Here is a 15,515-nt window from a genome sequence, read left to right as displayed (position 1 = left end):
AGATGTGTATAAGAGACAGAACCTGCGTTGGGAAGTACACGGACGTACCGCGGTTGCGGGCTTCGCTATCCAGCGGAGTTGGCGGACGCACGTAGTAGCTTACGTCAGCAATCGCCACCCACAGGCGCCAGCCGCCGCCGCGTTTTTTCTCGCAGTAAACGGCGTCATCGAAATCGCGGGCATCTTCACCATCGATGGTGACCAGCGGCAAATCGCGCAGATCAACACGGCCAACTTTGGCCTCTTCCGGCACCTGCTCTTTGAGCCCAGCCACCTGCGCTTCCACCGCTGGCGGCCAGACGTGAGGGATTTCATGAGTGCGCAGCGCCATTTCAACGGCCATACCGGTACCCATATTTTCGCCCAGGACTTCAACGATTTTACCGATCGCTTTGGTGCGACGAGTTGGGCGCTGGGTCAGTTCGACCACCACCACAAAGCCCATGCGTGCGCCCATCAATGACTCTGGTGGGATAAGGATATCAAAGCTCAGACGGCTATCGTCAGGCACCACAAAACCAACGCCCGCGTCGGTAAAGTAGCGACCAACGATCTGTGCGTTGCGCGGTACCAGTACGCGGACGATACGCGCTTCGCGGCGGCCTTTACGATCGGCGCCCAGCGGTTGTGCCAGCACTTCATCGCCGTGCATGCACATCTTCATCTGCTCGCTCGACAGATAGAGATCGTCTTTGCGGCCCTCCACGCGCAGGAAGCCGAAGCCATCACGATGGCCGATAACCATGCCTTTCAGCAGGTCGAGGCGTTCCGGCAGCGCGTAGCACTGGCGGCGGGTAAAGACTAATTGCCCATCGCGCTCCATGGCACGCAGGCGACGGCGCAGAGCTTCCGTTTGCTCTTCGCCTTCAATATGTAACTCAACGGCCAGCTCTTCACGATTCGCCGGTTTTTCGCGTTTTGTTAAGTGTTCAAGGATGAATTCCCGGCTCGGGATAGGGTTAGCGTACTTTTCTGTTTCACGTTCCAGGAAAGGATCTTTTGACATGTCGGTTCCTCCGTCATCATCGCTGCTGGCGGTAGTAATAATTACTCCACCAGCAATAATTTATAAAGCGGTTGATTCTTATCAACCAAATCAGCCAGTGTGTAGTTATCTAGCTCCTTGAGAAAACTTTGCACGGCTTGAGAAAGTGCCTGTTTCAAACGACAGGCCGGCGTAATATGGCAAAACTCGCTGCTGCAGTTCACCAGCGTTAAGGGTTCGAGTTCTCGAACCACGTCTCCCACGCGGACATCTTTGGCTGCTTTTCCTAAGCGGATGCCGCCGTTTTTCCCTCGTACTGCCGTCACATATCCGGCGCGACTCAGCTGGTTGATGATTTTAACCATATGGTTACGCGACACGCCGTAGACCTCGGTCACCTCCGAGATACTGGTCATCTTGCCTTCCGGCAGCGACGCCATATAAATCAGCGCGCGTAATCCATAATCGGTAAAACTTGTTAACTGCACATCAACCTCAGGGAAATGGGGAGTAAAGAGTAAGTTTGTTGATATTAATTATATTGATGATAAACCAGCCAGCCTCTGAGCCGCTAATTTATTTCATGACGGGAAGGAAAAAAGCGAGGGTATAAAGCACGATTAAGCCGGATGCCAACGCCAGGCGTCTTATCCGGCTTACAGAGTCAGGAGTTCTGACAAACGCAGCGCCATCAGGCGCTACGCCAGAGCCATGAATTATGCGTCAAACGGGTCGCGCAGGATCATGGTTTCGGTACGGTCTGGGCCAGTTGAAATAATATCAATCGGCACGCCGGTCAGTTCTTCAATACGCTGAATGTAGTTCAGTGCTGCCTGTGGCAGACCGCTACGTTCCTTCACGCCAAAGGTGGTTTCAGACCAACCCGGCATGGTTTCATAGATTGGTTCGATACCTTCCCAATCATCTGCCGCCAGCGGAGTGGTAGTGACTTCACGACCATCCGGCATACGGTAAGCAACACAGATTTTAACTTCTTTCAGGCCGTCCAGAACGTCCAGTTTGGTCAGGCAGAAGCCAGACAGGGAGTTAATCTGTACTGCACGACGCACGGCAACGGAGTCCAGCCAGCCGGTACGACGACGGCGACCGGTAGTAGCGCCGAATTCGTTACCTTGCTTGCACAGGAACTCACCGGTTTCATCAAACAGTTCGGTCGGGAATGGACCGGCACCCACGCGAGTGGAGTACGCTTTGATGATGCCCAGTACGTAGTCAACATAGCGCGGGCCGAGGCCAGAACCGGTTGCTACGCCACCTGCGGTGGTGTTGGAAGAGGTCACGTACGGATAGGTACCGTGGTCGATATCCAGCAGCGTACCCTGCGCGCCTTCAAACATCACGAAGTCACCGCGTTTACGCGCCTGATCCAGCAGATCGGAAACGTCAACCACCATGCCGGTCAGAATGTCGGCAACTGCCATCACATCGTCCAGCACTTTCTGATAGTCAACCGCTTCAACTTTGTAGAAATTAACCAGCTGGAAGTTGTGATATTCCATCACTTCTTTCAGTTTTTCGGCGAAAGTCTCTTTATCGAAGAGGTCACCCACGCGCAGACCGCGACGAGCGACTTTATCTTCGTAAGCAGGACCGATACCACGACCGGTTGTACCGATAGCTTTGGAGCCACGCGCTTTTTCGCGAGCGCCGTCCAGAGCGACGTGATAATCAAGGATTAACGGGCATGCTTCAGACAGCAGCAGGCGCTCACGAACCGGGATACCACGGTCTTCCAGGCCTTTCATCTCTTTCATCAGCGCAGCAGGAGACAGCACAACACCGTTACCGATGATGCTGGTGACATTCTCGCGGAGAATACCTGATGGAATAAGATGGAGGACGGTTTTTTCACCGTTGATTACGAGAGTATGGCCTGCGTTATGGCCACCCTGATAGCGAACAACATATTTTGCACGCTCAGTAAGAAGATCAACAATCTTCCCTTTACCTTCGTCACCCCATTGGGTGCCCAGTACGACGACGTTGTTACCCATTTTTCAAAATCACCGATTGCTTAAAAATGGATTCTACCATCGCTTTTTCAGATATACAGCACTTTTTAACCACAAAATCGCAGAGAAATGCTGTTTTTATAATCAGCCAACCGTTTTCGTCAACATGTAGTAGATGACGATACCTGCAACCACAAGACCGCCGCCAAATCGACGTAACATCGTATCGGGTAGTTGGGTCATCGTAGAAATCATCTTGCGCCAGGCCTTGGGATAAAGCATCGGCCCAAGACCTTCAAGCACCAATACCAGCGCAAGCGCTAGCCAGATTGTCGAATTCATTATTCATCCCCGTGATATGCCAGTCATCATTCGTGCCGCAAGTCGTCAGGCACAGCACGAATGATGACGAGCATAAAAGAAAACCACCGGCTCCCAAAGGAGGCGGTGGTTTTCTTCATGCATTACCGCAATTAACGAACAGTGCTACCCGGCGTTTTCATATAGCGGAAGAAATCGCTATCCGGGCTCAGAACCATCACGTCCTGGTTACTATCGAAGCTCGCTTCGTATGCACGCAGGCTACGGATAAAGGCATAGAAGTCCGGATCCTGGCTGAATGCATCAGCAAACAGCTTAGCCGCTTCTGCATCACCTTCACCACGCATAATACGTCCCTGACGTTCTGCTTCTGCCAGTGTCTTCGTCACTTCATAGTCAGCGGTAGCGCGCAGTTTTTCTGCCTCTTCCTGACCCTGTGAACGGTGACGACGGGCAACAGCTTCACGCTCGGCGCGCATACGGTTGTAAATCGCTTCAGAAACCTCAGCCGGCAGGTTGATCTGCTTGATACGCACATCGACCACTTCAATCCCTAACGCCGCCATACTGTTCGGGTTAATGGTTGGCCCTTTGATATTGGCCTGCTGCTCTACGCGCTCTGCCGCTTCTGCAATCGCGCTATCCGCCGCTGGCGTAGCCACTTCATCATCCGCACCAGAAGAACCGGAGTTCAGCGCATCACGCACTTCCAGCGTCAAACGACCGCGAGAGTCGGTAACGATATCTTTCACGTCCAGACGACCAATCTCAGAACGCAGACGGTCAGAGAACTTACGTTTCAGCAGCACTTCGGCCTGGGAGACGTCACCGCCGCCGGTTGCCAGGAAGTAACGGCTAAAATCACTGATGCGCCACTTGATATAAGAGTCAACGATCAGGTCTTTCTTCTCTTTGGTTACGAAGCGGTCTGCCTGGTTATCCATGGTCTGGATACGGGCATCAAGCATTTTAACCGATTGAATAAACGGAACCTTGAAGTGCAGGCCTGGTTCATAAATCAACGGTTTCTTATCGCCATCACGCACGACGCTGCTGAACTGGAACTTAATTCCGCGCTCGCCTTCTTTAACCACAAAAATAGAGGTGTAAAGCACTACCAGCACGATGATAATTATCGCAATAACTGACTTACGCATCGTTATTCCCCCTGACGCTGGTAATCGTTACGCTGCGCGTTAGCGCGACGTTGGTCCATGATGTTGCCCTGAGCGGCAGACGACGTGTTGCTTGCGCTGCTACTGGATGAGGATGCAGGCGGCAGGCGCAACAGGTTGTTCGCACCACTGCTATCGTTCTTTGCCGCAGGGGCAGCGTTGCCGCCTTTGAGCATTTGATCCAGCGGCAGAACCATCAGGTTGCCATTTTTGTTGTCGCTAACCAGCACTTTGCGGGTATGACTCAACACTTTTTCCATGGTCTCGATATACAGACGCTCGCGAGTAATCTGCGGTGCGGCTTTATATTCAGGCAGGATTTTAGCGAAGCGAGCCACTTCACCCTGCGCTTCCAGCACGGTTTGGGTCTTATACGCACGCGCTTCTTCCAGAATACGCTGCGCCTGACCGTTCGCACGCGGCTGAACTTCGTTAGTGTAGGCTTCCGCCTCGCGGATGTACTGCTGCTCGTTCTCACGTGCGGCAATCGCATCATCAAATGCGGCCTTCACCTCTTCCGGCGGACGAGCGGCCTGGAAGTTGACGTCCAGCAGGGTGATACCCATGTTGTACGGACGAATAGTCTCTTCCAGCTCGCGCTGGGTATCGCTACGAATAACGGTACGACCTTCAGTCAGGATACGGTCCATGGTGTATTTACCGATCACGCCGCGCAGTGCACTGTCGGTAGCCTGGCGCAGACTGTCGTCGGCACTGGTCACGCTAAACAGGTAACGCTGAGGATCGGTGATGCGGTACTGCACGTTCATTTCAACGCGCACGACGTTTTCGTCGGAGGTCAGCATCACGCCGGATGCGGCCAGTTCACGAACGGCTTCTACGTTAACCGGCGTCACTTCGTCGACAAACGTAGGTTTCCAGTTCAGGCCCGGCTCAACCAGATGGCTAAATTTGCCAAAACGCGTCACAACGCCGCGCTCAGCTTCTTTGATGGTATAGAAACCGCTAGCCGCCCAGATAACGACCACAGCAGCGGCAGCGATACCGACGATGCGACCGCCCATCGGCGAGCGAGGTCCCTGGGTAGAATTACCGGAGCCACCTTTACCGCCCCCAAAGCCACCGAGCTTTTTGCTCAGCTTACGGAAGATATCATCCAAATCCGGCGGCCCCTGATCGCGACCGCCTTTATTTCCATTTCCCCCGGAGTTGCCGCCTTGATTATTGCTGCTCCCCCACGGGTCGCGGTCTTGTCCGTTATTACCGGGCTGATTCCACGCCATGTTTATGCTCCATATTTGTTATGCGGTGATATAGCTTTTCCCAGTTCAGGTCTTTTCGCTGTTAACCGCGACTCCATCCTGGTTGTCGCCGTCGCGTTGAGGCGACCTGAACCGCTGGGTGCCCAATGGGCTAATGTTTTCAGGCAAGCTGCACGGTCAGACCACGTAGTCTGTCAGTGTCGGTTCTTGTTTACAGAGGCGACGCCAGTCGACAATCGGCATGCGAACCTGCAATTTGACGCAGCCATCGTCCTCCATCCACTCTTTTTCGATTGCCTGAAGCTGATAAAAGCGACTACGCAAACGCCCTTCCTTCGGAGGTAAACGCAGCGTGTGCTGCGCGACTTCGCCAGAGAGCAGTTCCGTCAACGCCTGAAAAAGGAGTGGTACCCCTACTCCGGTTTGTGCAGACAGCCACACCCGAATAGGTTTGTTCTCTTCATCTCTATCGATACGCGGTTCAAACTCATCGAGCATATCGATTTTGTTCATCACCAGCAGAGTTGGAATCTCGTGCGCGTCGATCTCTTCGAGCACCGTATCAACCGCATCGATATTTTCCTGCACGCGAACATCTGCAGCATCAATCACATGGAGCAGCAGCGTGGCCTCGCGGGTTTCCTGCAATGTGGCCTTAAACGCCGCCACCAGGTCATGCGGCAGATGGCGAATAAAACCAACGGTATCGGCTAATACCGTTTCACCTACATCCGCAACATCGATACGACGCAGGGTCGGATCGAGGGTGGCGAACAGCTGATCGGCGGCATAGACCTCCGCCTCAGTCAGATGGTTAAACAGCGTCGATTTCCCGGCGTTGGTGTACCCCACCAACGATACCGTTGGGACATCGGCTTTGACGCGCGAACGGCGCCCTTGCTCACGCTGTTTGGCAACCCTTTCGATACGCGAAAGGATTTGCATAATGCGATTACGCAGCAAACGACGGTCGGTTTCGAGCTGGGTTTCACCCGGGCCGCGCAAACCAATCCCGCCTTTTTGTCTTTCAAGGTGCGTCCAGCCGCGAACCAGGCGCGTTGCCAGGTGGCGCAGCTGCGCGAGCTCAACCTGCAGCTTACCCTCATGGGTACGCGCACGCTGGGCAAAAATATCGAGAATAAGACCGGTACGGTCAATCACCCGGCATTCACACAAACGCTCGAGGTTACGTTCCTGCGCGGGGCTCAGTGCATGATCAAAAAGCACAACGGAAGCGCCTGTCGCTTTTACGGCTTCCGCAATTTCGACAGCCTTACCTTCACCAACAAAGTACTTTGGGTGCGGGGCTTTACGGCTACCGGTAATCACCTGCATTGCTTCGACACCAGCGGAAGAGACCAGAGATTCAAACTCCTGGAGGTCTTCCATATCTTTGTCTTGCGTAAAATAGATGTGTACCAGCACCGCCTGCTCACCGGCGTCATAACGGTCAAACAAGCGTTATATCTCCTGAAATACCAGCGGGGAACCTCAATGATTCGGCTCCCCGACATGGATTAACAGCCATCAACCTTATTCGGTTTCTTCGCTGTCTTGCTGCGCAGAACCCTGCGCGTTGCTACCGTGGTGGTAGTTACTACCAGTGCCGCCGCCAGCATTGTTGCTATGATGGGAAACCGGACGAGACGGAACAACGGTAGAAATTGCGTGCTTATAGACCATCTGGCTGACCGTGTTTTTCAACAGGATCACGAACTGATCGAAAGACTCAATTTGTCCTTGCAGCTTAATACCATTCACCAAATAAATAGAAACTGGAACACGTTCCCGACGCAGTGCGTTCAGGAACGGATCTTGTAAAGATTGCCCCTTAGCCATTCTCTCTTTTCCTTATATGCTTATTTGTACTTATACACTTCGTCTTCCAGGCTACGCTGACGCAACCTGTTCGATTTGCGTATGAACCTTACGATTCGAAAATTGCGCACGATACGACTCAATTGTACACATTCAGTCTACACTAGCACCCACTACCTGTATTACTTGGCTAAACGACTGCTCCGGCTGCTCACTATCTAACCAATGAACACCTTCCCAACCGCGTAACCACGTCACCTGGCGTTTCGCTAGCTGTCTCGTGGCACAAACTCCTCTATAAACCATTTCATCGTAAGAGATCTCGCCTTCGAGGTATGACCACATCTGGCGGTATCCCACACAACGAATGGAAGGCATATCCGTATGCAAATCTCCACGGGCAAATAGCGCCCGCACTTCTGCTTCAAAACCTGAAGCTAACATCTGATGAAAACGCTGCTCAATGCGTTGATGGAGCAGTTCACGGCTCGCCGGGGCGATGGCGAACTGATGCACCTTGTAGGGTAGAGCGTCTCCTGACGTTTGTGTCAGCTCCGTTAAAGTTTTACCCGAAATGAAAAAAACTTCCAGTGCTCGGGAAAGTCTTTGCGGATCATTTGGATGAATACGCTCAGCGGCGACGGGATCTATCTCCCGCAACTTTTGATGCAGCGCCATCCATCCTTGCTCTGCCGCCTGCTGTTCAATCTGCGCCCGAATTTTCGGGTCTGCAGAGGGCAGCGGCGATAACCCTTCTAATAACGCCTTGAAATATAACATTGTGCCACCTACCAGCAGGGGAATTTTCCCTGCTGCGGTGATCTCCGCCATCTGCGCGAGCGCATCACGACGAAAATCCGCCGCCGAATAGGCCTGCGACGGATCGAGAATGTCCAACAACCGGTGTGGGGCTGCATTCAGCTCTTCCGCAGTCGGCTTGGCGGTACCGATGTCCATCCCTCGATAGATAAGGGCGGAATCCACACTAATCAACTCTACTGGCAAAACTTTACGTAATTCAATCGCCAGCGCTGTCTTGCCCGAAGCGGTGGGTCCCATTAAAAAAATTGCCTTAGGCAGGCTCGCCTCGGTTACATCACTCATTTCTCAGGGCGTTCATCGCAGAATCTAAATCAACAGGTTGCAACAGGCCACCCGGTGGTGCTTTGACCAACTGCGGGCAAAGACGTTCAACATCTGCCAGCATGGCTATCGCCTGCGCGGTATTCCACTGCGCGTGGTCGCTTGCCAAATTACGGGCTAACCACTGCGCGACGTTACCCGCATCGACATGAGTTTTACCCACCAGGTAGCCTATCAGTTCAGGAATCAAGATTTGTAAATTTTGTTGGCGTAAGGGTAAAGGCACCGCGCGAATCGTCGCATGCTGCCCTTCGAGCAATATCTCAATGCCCAACGTCTTCAGCGTCTCCTTCGCCCCTTCCAGCGTTTGCTTTTCAGTTTCCGCCACCTTAAGACGCAGCGGGATCAAAAGCGGTTGGGCACAGATTGTTGTTTCCCCCGGTGTCAGCTGCGCCTGGCGCAGCCAGCGCTCGGCAACGGGTAACGCCAGCAGGCTAAGTTTGCCATTACGTTCCAGCAGTGCGCACTCATCGGCAATAATCGCCAATACGCGGCCAAAGCTCTGGCTATGCCCCGCCAGGTTTTCTACCACCGGTTTCGGCGATTCCTGGCGGCTGACCGGAGTATCCAGCAGTTGCCGGTAGAGCGCACCCTGCTGTTTCTGATAGCCCGGCTGGGCATTCGGCCAGCTCGCCCCACCACCGCTGGCACGCGGAGTCGCATCGCCGCTTGCTGGCTGATAGCGCGGTGCCGTAGGCTCACGCGCGACTGCGGGCTCAGCAAACTGGTTGCGCCCCGCAGCAATGCGGTTTTCCGGCAGCGCACGCGGTGCGGGTTCATCCTCTTCCGCTAACGGCAAAGGCGTATCCAGCTGCTGTTGCAGCACGCTCAGCACGCCCTGATAGATAAAATCATGCACCAAACGCGACTGATGGAAGCGCACTTCATGTTTGGCCGGATGGACGTTGACGTCGACCTGATGCGGATCGATATCAAGATACAGCACAAATGCTGGCTGCTGATCCGCACCGAGCTTATCTTCACATGCCTGGCGAATAGCGTGGTTAATCAGCCGGTCGCGCATCATACGCCCATTGACGTAGCAATACTGAATTTCTGCCAGCGCCGTGGTGGTGTATTTGGGGTCAGCAACCCAACCGTGTAACGCAAGGTCTCCATGCTGCCACTCAATCGCCAACGCCTGCTCGAGGAACGACACACCGCAAATGGCGCCAAGGCGGCGCTCTTTCGACGCGCCTTCAGCCACCGCACGATACTGACGGATAACTTTGCCATTGTGGGTCAGGTTGAAACTCACATCGAAGCGCGCCAGCGCAATGCGACGGATGATCTCATCGATGTGATTGAATTCGGTTTTTTCAGTACGCATAAACTTGCGCCGCGCCGGGGTGTTGTAGAACAAGTCCAACACTTCCAGCGTTGTGCCTACCGGGTGTGCCGCAGGTTTGACCGTTACCGCCTGATCGCGGCCTTCGGCATAGGCCTGCCAGGCTTCCGCCTGTTCAGCCGTGCGTGACGTGAGCGTCAAGCGGGCGACCGAGCTAATACTCGCCAGCGCTTCGCCGCGAAAACCCAGACTCACGATCGCTTCAAGATCGTCGAGAGAGGCAATTTTACTGGTGGCGTGGCGCGCGAGTGCGAGTGCCAACTCATCTTTTTTGATCCCACAGCCGTTGTCACGAATGCGGATAAGCTTGGCCCCACCGCGCTCGATATCAATATCGATGCGGGTCGCGCCCGCATCAAGACTGTTTTCAACCAGTTCTTTCACTACCGATGCAGGGCGCTCCACCACTTCACCCGCAGCAATCTGGTTGGCAAGCTGTGGTGGTAAAACCTGAATCGGCATGAATACTCCTTAGTTAATGAGCGTCCGGGTAGATGATGCTGCACTGGCGGTCTGCGACTGTTCGTCACGAGGGCCGGATTGTATCGGATGCGCCGTAAAATAGTTACGTAAACCGGTATAAATCGCTTCCGCGATTTTTTGCTGATAATCATCGCTGCCCAGCAGTCGTTCTTCGCCGCTGTTACTGATAAAGCCGGTTTCAACGAGAATGGATGGAATATCCGGCGAACGTAGTACGCCAAGGCTGGCATGTTCAGGACGACGTTTATGTAAATTGCCGACCCGCTGTAGCTGACTGATAACGCTGGTCGCCACATCATACCCTACGCGCTGCGAATGGCCGAACTGCAGATCCAGCACCGCCTGGCTCAGGTAAGGATCCGCCTGGCTGTTGGCCAGCACATCCCCCGCTCCGCCCAGCAGCTCGGATTGTTTCTCATGCTGCTCTAGCCAGCCGGCCATTTCACTGTTAGCGCGTCGGTTAGACAGCACCCAAACCGAAGCGCCGGTAGCATCACGGTTTGGCGCAGCATCTGCGTGGATCGATACCAGGAAATGGGCATTTTGTTTACGTGCGACGTCGGAACGCCCCATTACCGAAATAAAGTAGTCGCCGTCGCGGGTCAGCACGCCACGGAACATAGGATCATCGTTTAGCAGCGCTCTGAGTTTACGCGCAATAGCAATAGTGACGTTTTTCTCACGCGTACCGCCAGGGCCAATAGCCCCCGGATCCTGGCCACCGTGACCGGCATCAATGGCGATGATCACTTTGTCACCCGGTGCGCCGCTGGCACGTGCTGCCGGACGCGGCGTTGGTGTAACGGTGCTGGCAATCGCAGGCTGGCGTTCACGGGTAAAAGTGCCGCTGTTGCTACTGCCACCGCTAAACGGATTACGGGCAGGCTGTGCAGGGGTTGGCGCGATCACCGGTGTTTCTACCCGCTTCACCACGGCCGGAGGCGGCGGTGGCGGAGGTGGGACGTCGGCGTTAATGGTGAATACCACGGTATAGTTCGCGCCGTTTTGCTGCTTCACCGCGCGTGTTTTACCATTTTCTGTCAAGTCAACCACCAGCCGCAGAGACTGATCGTCTTTCGGGGTCGCAGAACGAATCCCTTTCACCAGATTGTTGCCGCTAAAACGCAGCGGCAGTCCTTGAATCACGCCCGTTTGCTTGATATCAAGCACCACGCTGCGCTTATCATCCTGGCTGAAGTTATATTCCGGATCGCCCATAAAGCTAAACGTGATACGCGCCTGCGTTTCACTGTTTGCCACCTGAATATCAGACAAGCTCGCCGCCATTGCCGGTGCACAGACCAGCATCAGCGCAGCTATCAACCACCCTTTTGCGCGAATAATCATCCTGCGATCCCTAAAATTAACCGGCAAACCGCGCCAGCAGAGACTCACCTAATGAGGAGACCGCAGCGATGCGCGCCTCACGCCCTTGCGCCTGGTAATCTAAGTGTATTTCGATATCCGGCTCGGGCAGAACACCGGTGCCCTGTTGCGGCCATTCCACCAGGCAAATGGCATCGTTAGCGAAGTAATCTCGGATCCCCATAAATTCGAGCTCCTCGGGATCCGCAAGGCGGTACAAATCGAAGTGGTAGACCATGAGTTTGTCGAGCTGATAAGGCTCAACAAGGGTATAGGTTGGGCTTTTGACGTTGCCATTATGGCCCAGCGCATGCAGGAATCCGCGGCTAAAGGTAGTTTTGCCTGCGCCTAAATCGCCATACAGATAGATCACCGTTGCGCCGAGGCAGGCCTGTGCCACTCGGTTGCCAAGGTCCAGGGTTGCCTGCTCGTCAGGTAGAGGAATCACTCGATTAATCATGGTTTACGTCAATCACATCCGGGTTAACAACACGCCTTAGCGTGGAAAAGAGATCGGTCGCCAACATACCGCGGGTGCCATAGCGCGCCGCCAGTTCATCGGCGGCTGCACCGTGGGCGATACACCCTGCGCAGGCTGCATCATACGGCGATAATGCCTGCCCCAGCAATGCGCCAATGATGCCCGAAAGCACATCCCCCATCCCGCCGCTGGCCATACCGGCATTGCCGGCATCAATAATGCTTATCACACCGCGCTCATCGGCAACAATTGTCCCCGCGCCTTTCAGCACGACGACACCACCGTACCGTTGTACCAGACGTTGTGCAGAAAGTAAGCGATCGTTCTCAATTTCCGCCACGGAACAATTCAGCAAGCGTGCGGCCTCACCGGGATGCGGGGTGATCACGCGATTGTGACGTTTATCCGGATTGATTGCCAGCAGGTTCAGCGCATCGGCGTCCCATAGCGTGGATTTCCGGAAATTATCCAATTTGCGCAGCGCCTGTTTTCCCCACGAGGCTTGTCCGAGCCCAGGGCCAATCACCACAACGTCGGCCCATTCCAGGCTGTCATCCAGCGACTGCAGCGTGAGTTCGTCGACCATCAACTCCGGTCGCGCCGTGATAATCGACGCGATGTTTTCTACACGGGTGAGCACTTTGACCAGCCCGGCGCCCGCACGCAGCGCAGCCTCCCCGGCCATACGAATCGCCCCAGCGGTACCCCGATCGCCACCGATCACGACCAGCCGTCCGTGATCGCCTTTGTGCGAAGTTGGACGCCGCGGCGTAAACCACTGCGCCAGTTGAGAAGCATCTAGCCGCTGCAGATGCGTTTGCTGCTCTGCCAGCCACGCCTCCAGCCCCAGCGCATGATGGCGTAGCTGTCCCACGACATCGCGCGCTTTACCGGTCAAAAGGCCCGGTTTGAGTGCGATAAACGTGAGGGTATAAGCCGCCTGAATAACAGCCCCCGGCGTGGTTCCAGTTTGAGCATTCAGCCCGGAGGGAATATCCAGCGCGATAATCGGTGCCGGAAAGTGGTTGGCGTGTTCAATAAGTTCAGCCGCGTGGTTGCGCGGTGCATTCTGTAATCCCGTTCCTAGCAATCCATCGATAATTAAATCGACATCCTGTGGCCATGGAATATCGGCTCGGTGGATGTCACCGCCAGCGGCAAGCCAGGCATCGCAGGCGGTCTGTGCTTCTTCCGGCAACGGTTTATCGCTCACCAGCGCCAATAGCGTCACGCGAATACCTGCGGCTTGCGCCAGTCTCGCCACCACATAACCATCACCGCCGTTATTGCCGTGACCGCACAATACCAGCCAATGCCGGGCCGCAGGATACGCGGTACGCGCAAGGTCAAACGCTGCCTTTCCGGCGCGCTGCATCAGTTCATAAAGGGGAATGCCGAGGCTCTGCGCTGCCGTTTTTTCGGCGCGACGCAGTTCGTCCGCAGGCCAAATGGAGTGTGGTATACTTTGGGGGATTCTTGTCAATGTATGGTCCGTCATGTCACAGCCCCTCGATCTCAATCAATTAGCGCAACAAATCAAACAATGGGGCACTGAACTCGGTTTTCAGCAGGTCGGCATTACCGATACCGATCTTAGCGAGGCCGAACCTAAACTGCAGGCATGGCTGGATAAACAATACCACGGCGAGATGGATTGGATGGCACGTCACGGAATGATGCGCGCCCGTCCCCACGAACTGCAGCCCGGAACGCTCCGGGTGATTAGCGTTCGCATGAATTATCTTCCCGCGAATGCGGCATTTGCCCGCACGCTGAAAAACCCCGAACTGGGTTACGTCAGCCGTTATGCCCTTGGGCGTGATTATCATAAGCTGTTGCGTAACCGACTTAAAAAGCTCGGTGAAAAGATTCAGGAACAGTGTGTCTCGCTGAATTTTAGACCGTTTGTTGACTCTGCGCCTATTCTTGAGCGCCCATTAGCGGAAAAAGCCGGTATTGGCTGGACTGGCAAGCACTCGCTTATCCTTAATCGAGACGCCGGATCGTTCTTTTTCCTCGGCGAACTGCTGGTCGATATCCCTCTGCCTATCGATAAACCCGTCGCTGAAGAGTGCGGGCGATGCGTGGCCTGCATGACCATTTGCCCGACCGGCGCTATTGTTGAACCGTATACCGTCGACGCCCGCCGCTGCATTTCCTACCTGACTATCGAACTGGAAGGCGCGATCCCGGAAGAATTTCGCCCACTCATCGGTAACCGAATCTACGGCTGCGACGACTGCCAGCTTATCTGCCCATGGAACCGTTTCTCACAGCTGACCGATGAAGAGGATTTCAGCCCACGCAAAGCGCTGCACTCTCCCGAACTTATCGAGCTGTTTGCCTGGACCGAAGCCTGGTTTCTGAAAGTCACCGAAGGTTCGGCGATTCGCCGTATCGGTCACTTACGCTGGCTGCGTAATATCGCCGTTGCGCTCGGTAACGCGCCGTGGAGTGAAGCAGCACTGAATGCGCTTGAGAGTCGCCGAGGTGAGCACCCACTACTCGATGAACACATTGAATGGGCTGTGGCGCAGCAAATTGCTCGACGCAATGAAGGTGTCATTGAGGTGCAGTTACCGAAGAAACAACGTCTGGTGAGAGTGGTGGAAAAAGGTTTACCGCGCGACGCCTAAGATACTCACAGCCTGTGAGTAAAAATAAAAACACATTGCGTTTCAACACGCCAAAGTTCGTCAAGCGATCGCGATAACATTTTGAAATGATATATCCTGTTATATTTCAACAAGATAAATAAACGCGTAAAAATCTCAAAAAAATTAGCATGCTAATAAGAAAATGAAAGGCTGTGGATAACTCTGTTTACAAGAGTATTTCAGAAACGAAAAAAACAACCTCAACGAATGATTGCGTTGTGGAAGTCATTTTGTTTTGGAAGAAAATTTGGAGCGGGAAACGAGACTCGAACTCGCGACCCCGACCTTGGCAAGGTCGTGCTCTACCAACTGAGCTATTCCCGCTTGGGTGTGTCTACTACGACTGCTTTCAAATTTTGGAGCGGGAAACGAGACTCGAACTCGCGACCCCGACCTTGGCAAGGTCGTGCTCTACCAACTGAGCTATTCCCGCTTGGGTGTGTCTACTGCAACTGCTTTCAAATTTTTGGAGCGGGAAACGAGACTCGAACTCGCGACCCCGACCTTGGCAAGGTCGTGCTCTACCAACTGAGCTATTCCCGC

Annotated in this window: 14 protein-coding genes and 3 tRNA genes; 1 reads left to right on the top strand and 16 read right to left on the bottom strand. The window is 54.3% G+C overall.

All coding sequences use genetic code 11. The features are described 5' to 3' along the window. From KP80_RS16300 to nnr, 13 genes are all read right to left on the bottom strand, one after another. A partial coding sequence (locus KP80_RS16300) for an RNB domain-containing ribonuclease (RefSeq protein WP_156315678.1) occupies positions 1-1,006 on the bottom strand: 1,006 nt, incomplete at its 3' end. A 41-nt stretch (positions 1,007-1,047) separates the two neighbouring features. After that, positions 1,048-1,473, bottom strand: a complete 426-nt coding sequence (gene nsrR, locus KP80_RS16295) for a nitric oxide-sensing transcriptional repressor NsrR (protein ID WP_052284697.1) — start codon at positions 1,471-1,473, stop codon at positions 1,048-1,050. A gap of 228 nt (positions 1,474-1,701) precedes the next feature. Beyond that, positions 1,702-3,000 carry an adenylosuccinate synthase gene (gene purA, locus KP80_RS16290; protein WP_052284696.1) on the bottom strand — a complete coding sequence of 433 codons (1,299 nt, stop codon included), beginning with the start codon at positions 2,998-3,000 and terminating at the stop codon, positions 1,702-1,704. A gap of 102 nt (positions 3,001-3,102) precedes the next feature. After that, complete coding sequence (locus tag KP80_RS16285; protein ID WP_052284695.1) at positions 3,103-3,300, bottom strand: DUF2065 domain-containing protein; 198 nt, start codon at positions 3,298-3,300, stop codon at positions 3,103-3,105. 131 nt (positions 3,301-3,431) lie between these two features. Then, positions 3,432-4,436 (bottom strand): protease modulator HflC, encoded by a 1,005-nt coding sequence (hflC, locus tag KP80_RS16280; RefSeq protein WP_052284694.1) that lies wholly within the window; start codon positions 4,434-4,436, stop codon positions 3,432-3,434. Between the two features lie 2 nt (positions 4,437-4,438). Further along, the gene (gene hflK, locus KP80_RS16275; protein WP_052284693.1) at positions 4,439-5,698 is read right to left on the bottom strand and encodes an FtsH protease activity modulator HflK; all 1,260 of its coding nucleotides are present in this window, start codon (positions 5,696-5,698) and stop codon (positions 4,439-4,441) included. Between the two features lie 156 nt (positions 5,699-5,854). Next, a complete protein-coding gene (hflX, locus tag KP80_RS16270) occupies positions 5,855-7,135 on the bottom strand; it encodes a ribosome rescue GTPase HflX (RefSeq protein WP_052284692.1) in 1,281 nt (426 codons plus the stop codon). A 75-nt stretch (positions 7,136-7,210) separates the two neighbouring features. Continuing rightward, positions 7,211-7,516, bottom strand: a complete 306-nt coding sequence (hfq, locus tag KP80_RS16265) for an RNA chaperone Hfq (RefSeq protein WP_052284691.1) — start codon at positions 7,514-7,516, stop codon at positions 7,211-7,213. A gap of 132 nt (positions 7,517-7,648) precedes the next feature. After that, positions 7,649-8,599, bottom strand: coding sequence for a tRNA (adenosine(37)-N6)-dimethylallyltransferase MiaA (gene miaA, locus KP80_RS16260; RefSeq protein ID WP_052284690.1), 951 nt, complete (start codon positions 8,597-8,599; stop codon positions 7,649-7,651). Then, on the bottom strand, positions 8,592-10,448 hold the full coding sequence (mutL, locus tag KP80_RS16255; RefSeq protein WP_052284689.1) for a DNA mismatch repair endonuclease MutL: 1,857 nt from the start codon (positions 10,446-10,448) through the stop codon (positions 8,592-8,594). The genes miaA and mutL overlap by 8 nt, the downstream gene beginning before the upstream one ends. Before the next feature lie 9 nt (positions 10,449-10,457). Next, positions 10,458-11,816 carry an N-acetylmuramoyl-L-alanine amidase AmiB gene (gene amiB / locus KP80_RS16250; protein WP_052284688.1) on the bottom strand — a complete coding sequence of 453 codons (1,359 nt, stop codon included), beginning with the start codon at positions 11,814-11,816 and terminating at the stop codon, positions 10,458-10,460. Between the two features lie 16 nt (positions 11,817-11,832). Then, a complete protein-coding gene (gene tsaE, locus KP80_RS16245) occupies positions 11,833-12,294 on the bottom strand; it encodes a tRNA (adenosine(37)-N6)-threonylcarbamoyltransferase complex ATPase subunit type 1 TsaE (protein WP_052284687.1) in 462 nt (153 codons plus the stop codon). Continuing rightward, the gene (gene nnr / locus KP80_RS16240; RefSeq protein WP_052284686.1) at positions 12,287-13,813 is read right to left on the bottom strand and encodes a bifunctional ADP-dependent NAD(P)H-hydrate dehydratase/NAD(P)H-hydrate epimerase; all 1,527 of its coding nucleotides are present in this window, start codon (positions 13,811-13,813) and stop codon (positions 12,287-12,289) included. The genes tsaE and nnr overlap by 8 nt, the downstream gene beginning before the upstream one ends. On the opposite strand from nnr, the gene queG reads away from it, so the two are divergent. Further along, complete coding sequence (gene queG / locus KP80_RS16235) at positions 13,812-14,951, top strand: tRNA epoxyqueuosine(34) reductase QueG (RefSeq protein WP_052284685.1); 1,140 nt, start codon at positions 13,812-13,814, stop codon at positions 14,949-14,951. The two genes, nnr and queG, sit on opposite strands and share 2 nt — an antisense overlap. 269 nt (positions 14,952-15,220) lie before the next feature. Here the strand turns inward: queG and KP80_RS16230 are convergent. The 3 genes from KP80_RS16230 to KP80_RS16220 all read right to left on the bottom strand — a co-directional run bounded on the left by KP80_RS16230 (position 15,221) and on the right by KP80_RS16220 (position 15,515). Then, positions 15,221-15,296: transfer RNA gene (locus tag KP80_RS16230), tRNA-Gly, on the bottom strand. A gap of 33 nt (positions 15,297-15,329) precedes the next feature. Continuing rightward, positions 15,330-15,405, bottom strand: a tRNA-Gly gene (locus KP80_RS16225). Between the two features lie 34 nt (positions 15,406-15,439). After that, positions 15,440-15,515: transfer RNA gene (locus tag KP80_RS16220), tRNA-Gly, on the bottom strand.

Origin of the sequence: Kluyvera genomosp. 1 (assembly GCF_001266615.1) — a bacterium.
In the GTDB taxonomy this organism is placed as follows: domain Bacteria; phylum Pseudomonadota; class Gammaproteobacteria; order Enterobacterales; family Enterobacteriaceae; genus Kluyvera; species Kluyvera cryocrescens_A.
This window is presented reverse-complemented; position numbering and strand designations above follow the sequence as displayed.

Excerpts from the sequence above, each read along its gene's own strand:
- hflC (WP_052284694.1), bottom strand. The coding sequence starts at position 4,436 with ATGCGTAAGTCAGTTATTGCGATAATTATCATCGTGCTGGTAGTGCTT.
- tsaE (WP_052284687.1), bottom strand. The coding sequence starts at position 12,294 with ATGATTAATCGAGTGATTCCTCTACCTGACGAGCAGGCAACCCTGGAC.
- purA (WP_052284696.1), bottom strand. The coding sequence starts at position 3,000 with ATGGGTAACAACGTCGTCGTACTGGGCACCCAATGGGGTGACGAAGGT.
- hflK (WP_052284693.1), bottom strand. The coding sequence starts at position 5,698 with ATGGCGTGGAATCAGCCCGGTAATAACGGACAAGACCGCGACCCGTGG.
- KP80_RS16285 (WP_052284695.1), bottom strand. The coding sequence starts at position 3,300 with ATGAATTCGACAATCTGGCTAGCGCTTGCGCTGGTATTGGTGCTTGAA.
- nnr (WP_052284686.1), bottom strand. The coding sequence starts at position 13,813 with ATGACGGACCATACATTGACAAGAATCCCCCAAAGTATACCACACTCC.
- miaA (WP_052284690.1), bottom strand. The coding sequence starts at position 8,599 with ATGAGTGATGTAACCGAGGCGAGCCTGCCTAAGGCAATTTTTTTAATG.
- amiB (WP_052284688.1), bottom strand. The coding sequence starts at position 11,816 with ATGATTATTCGCGCAAAAGGGTGGTTGATAGCTGCGCTGATGCTGGTC.
- mutL (WP_052284689.1), bottom strand. The coding sequence starts at position 10,448 with ATGCCGATTCAGGTTTTACCACCACAGCTTGCCAACCAGATTGCTGCG.
- queG (WP_052284685.1), top strand. The coding sequence starts at position 13,812 with ATGTCACAGCCCCTCGATCTCAATCAATTAGCGCAACAAATCAAACAA.
- hfq (WP_052284691.1), bottom strand. The coding sequence starts at position 7,516 with ATGGCTAAGGGGCAATCTTTACAAGATCCGTTCCTGAACGCACTGCGT.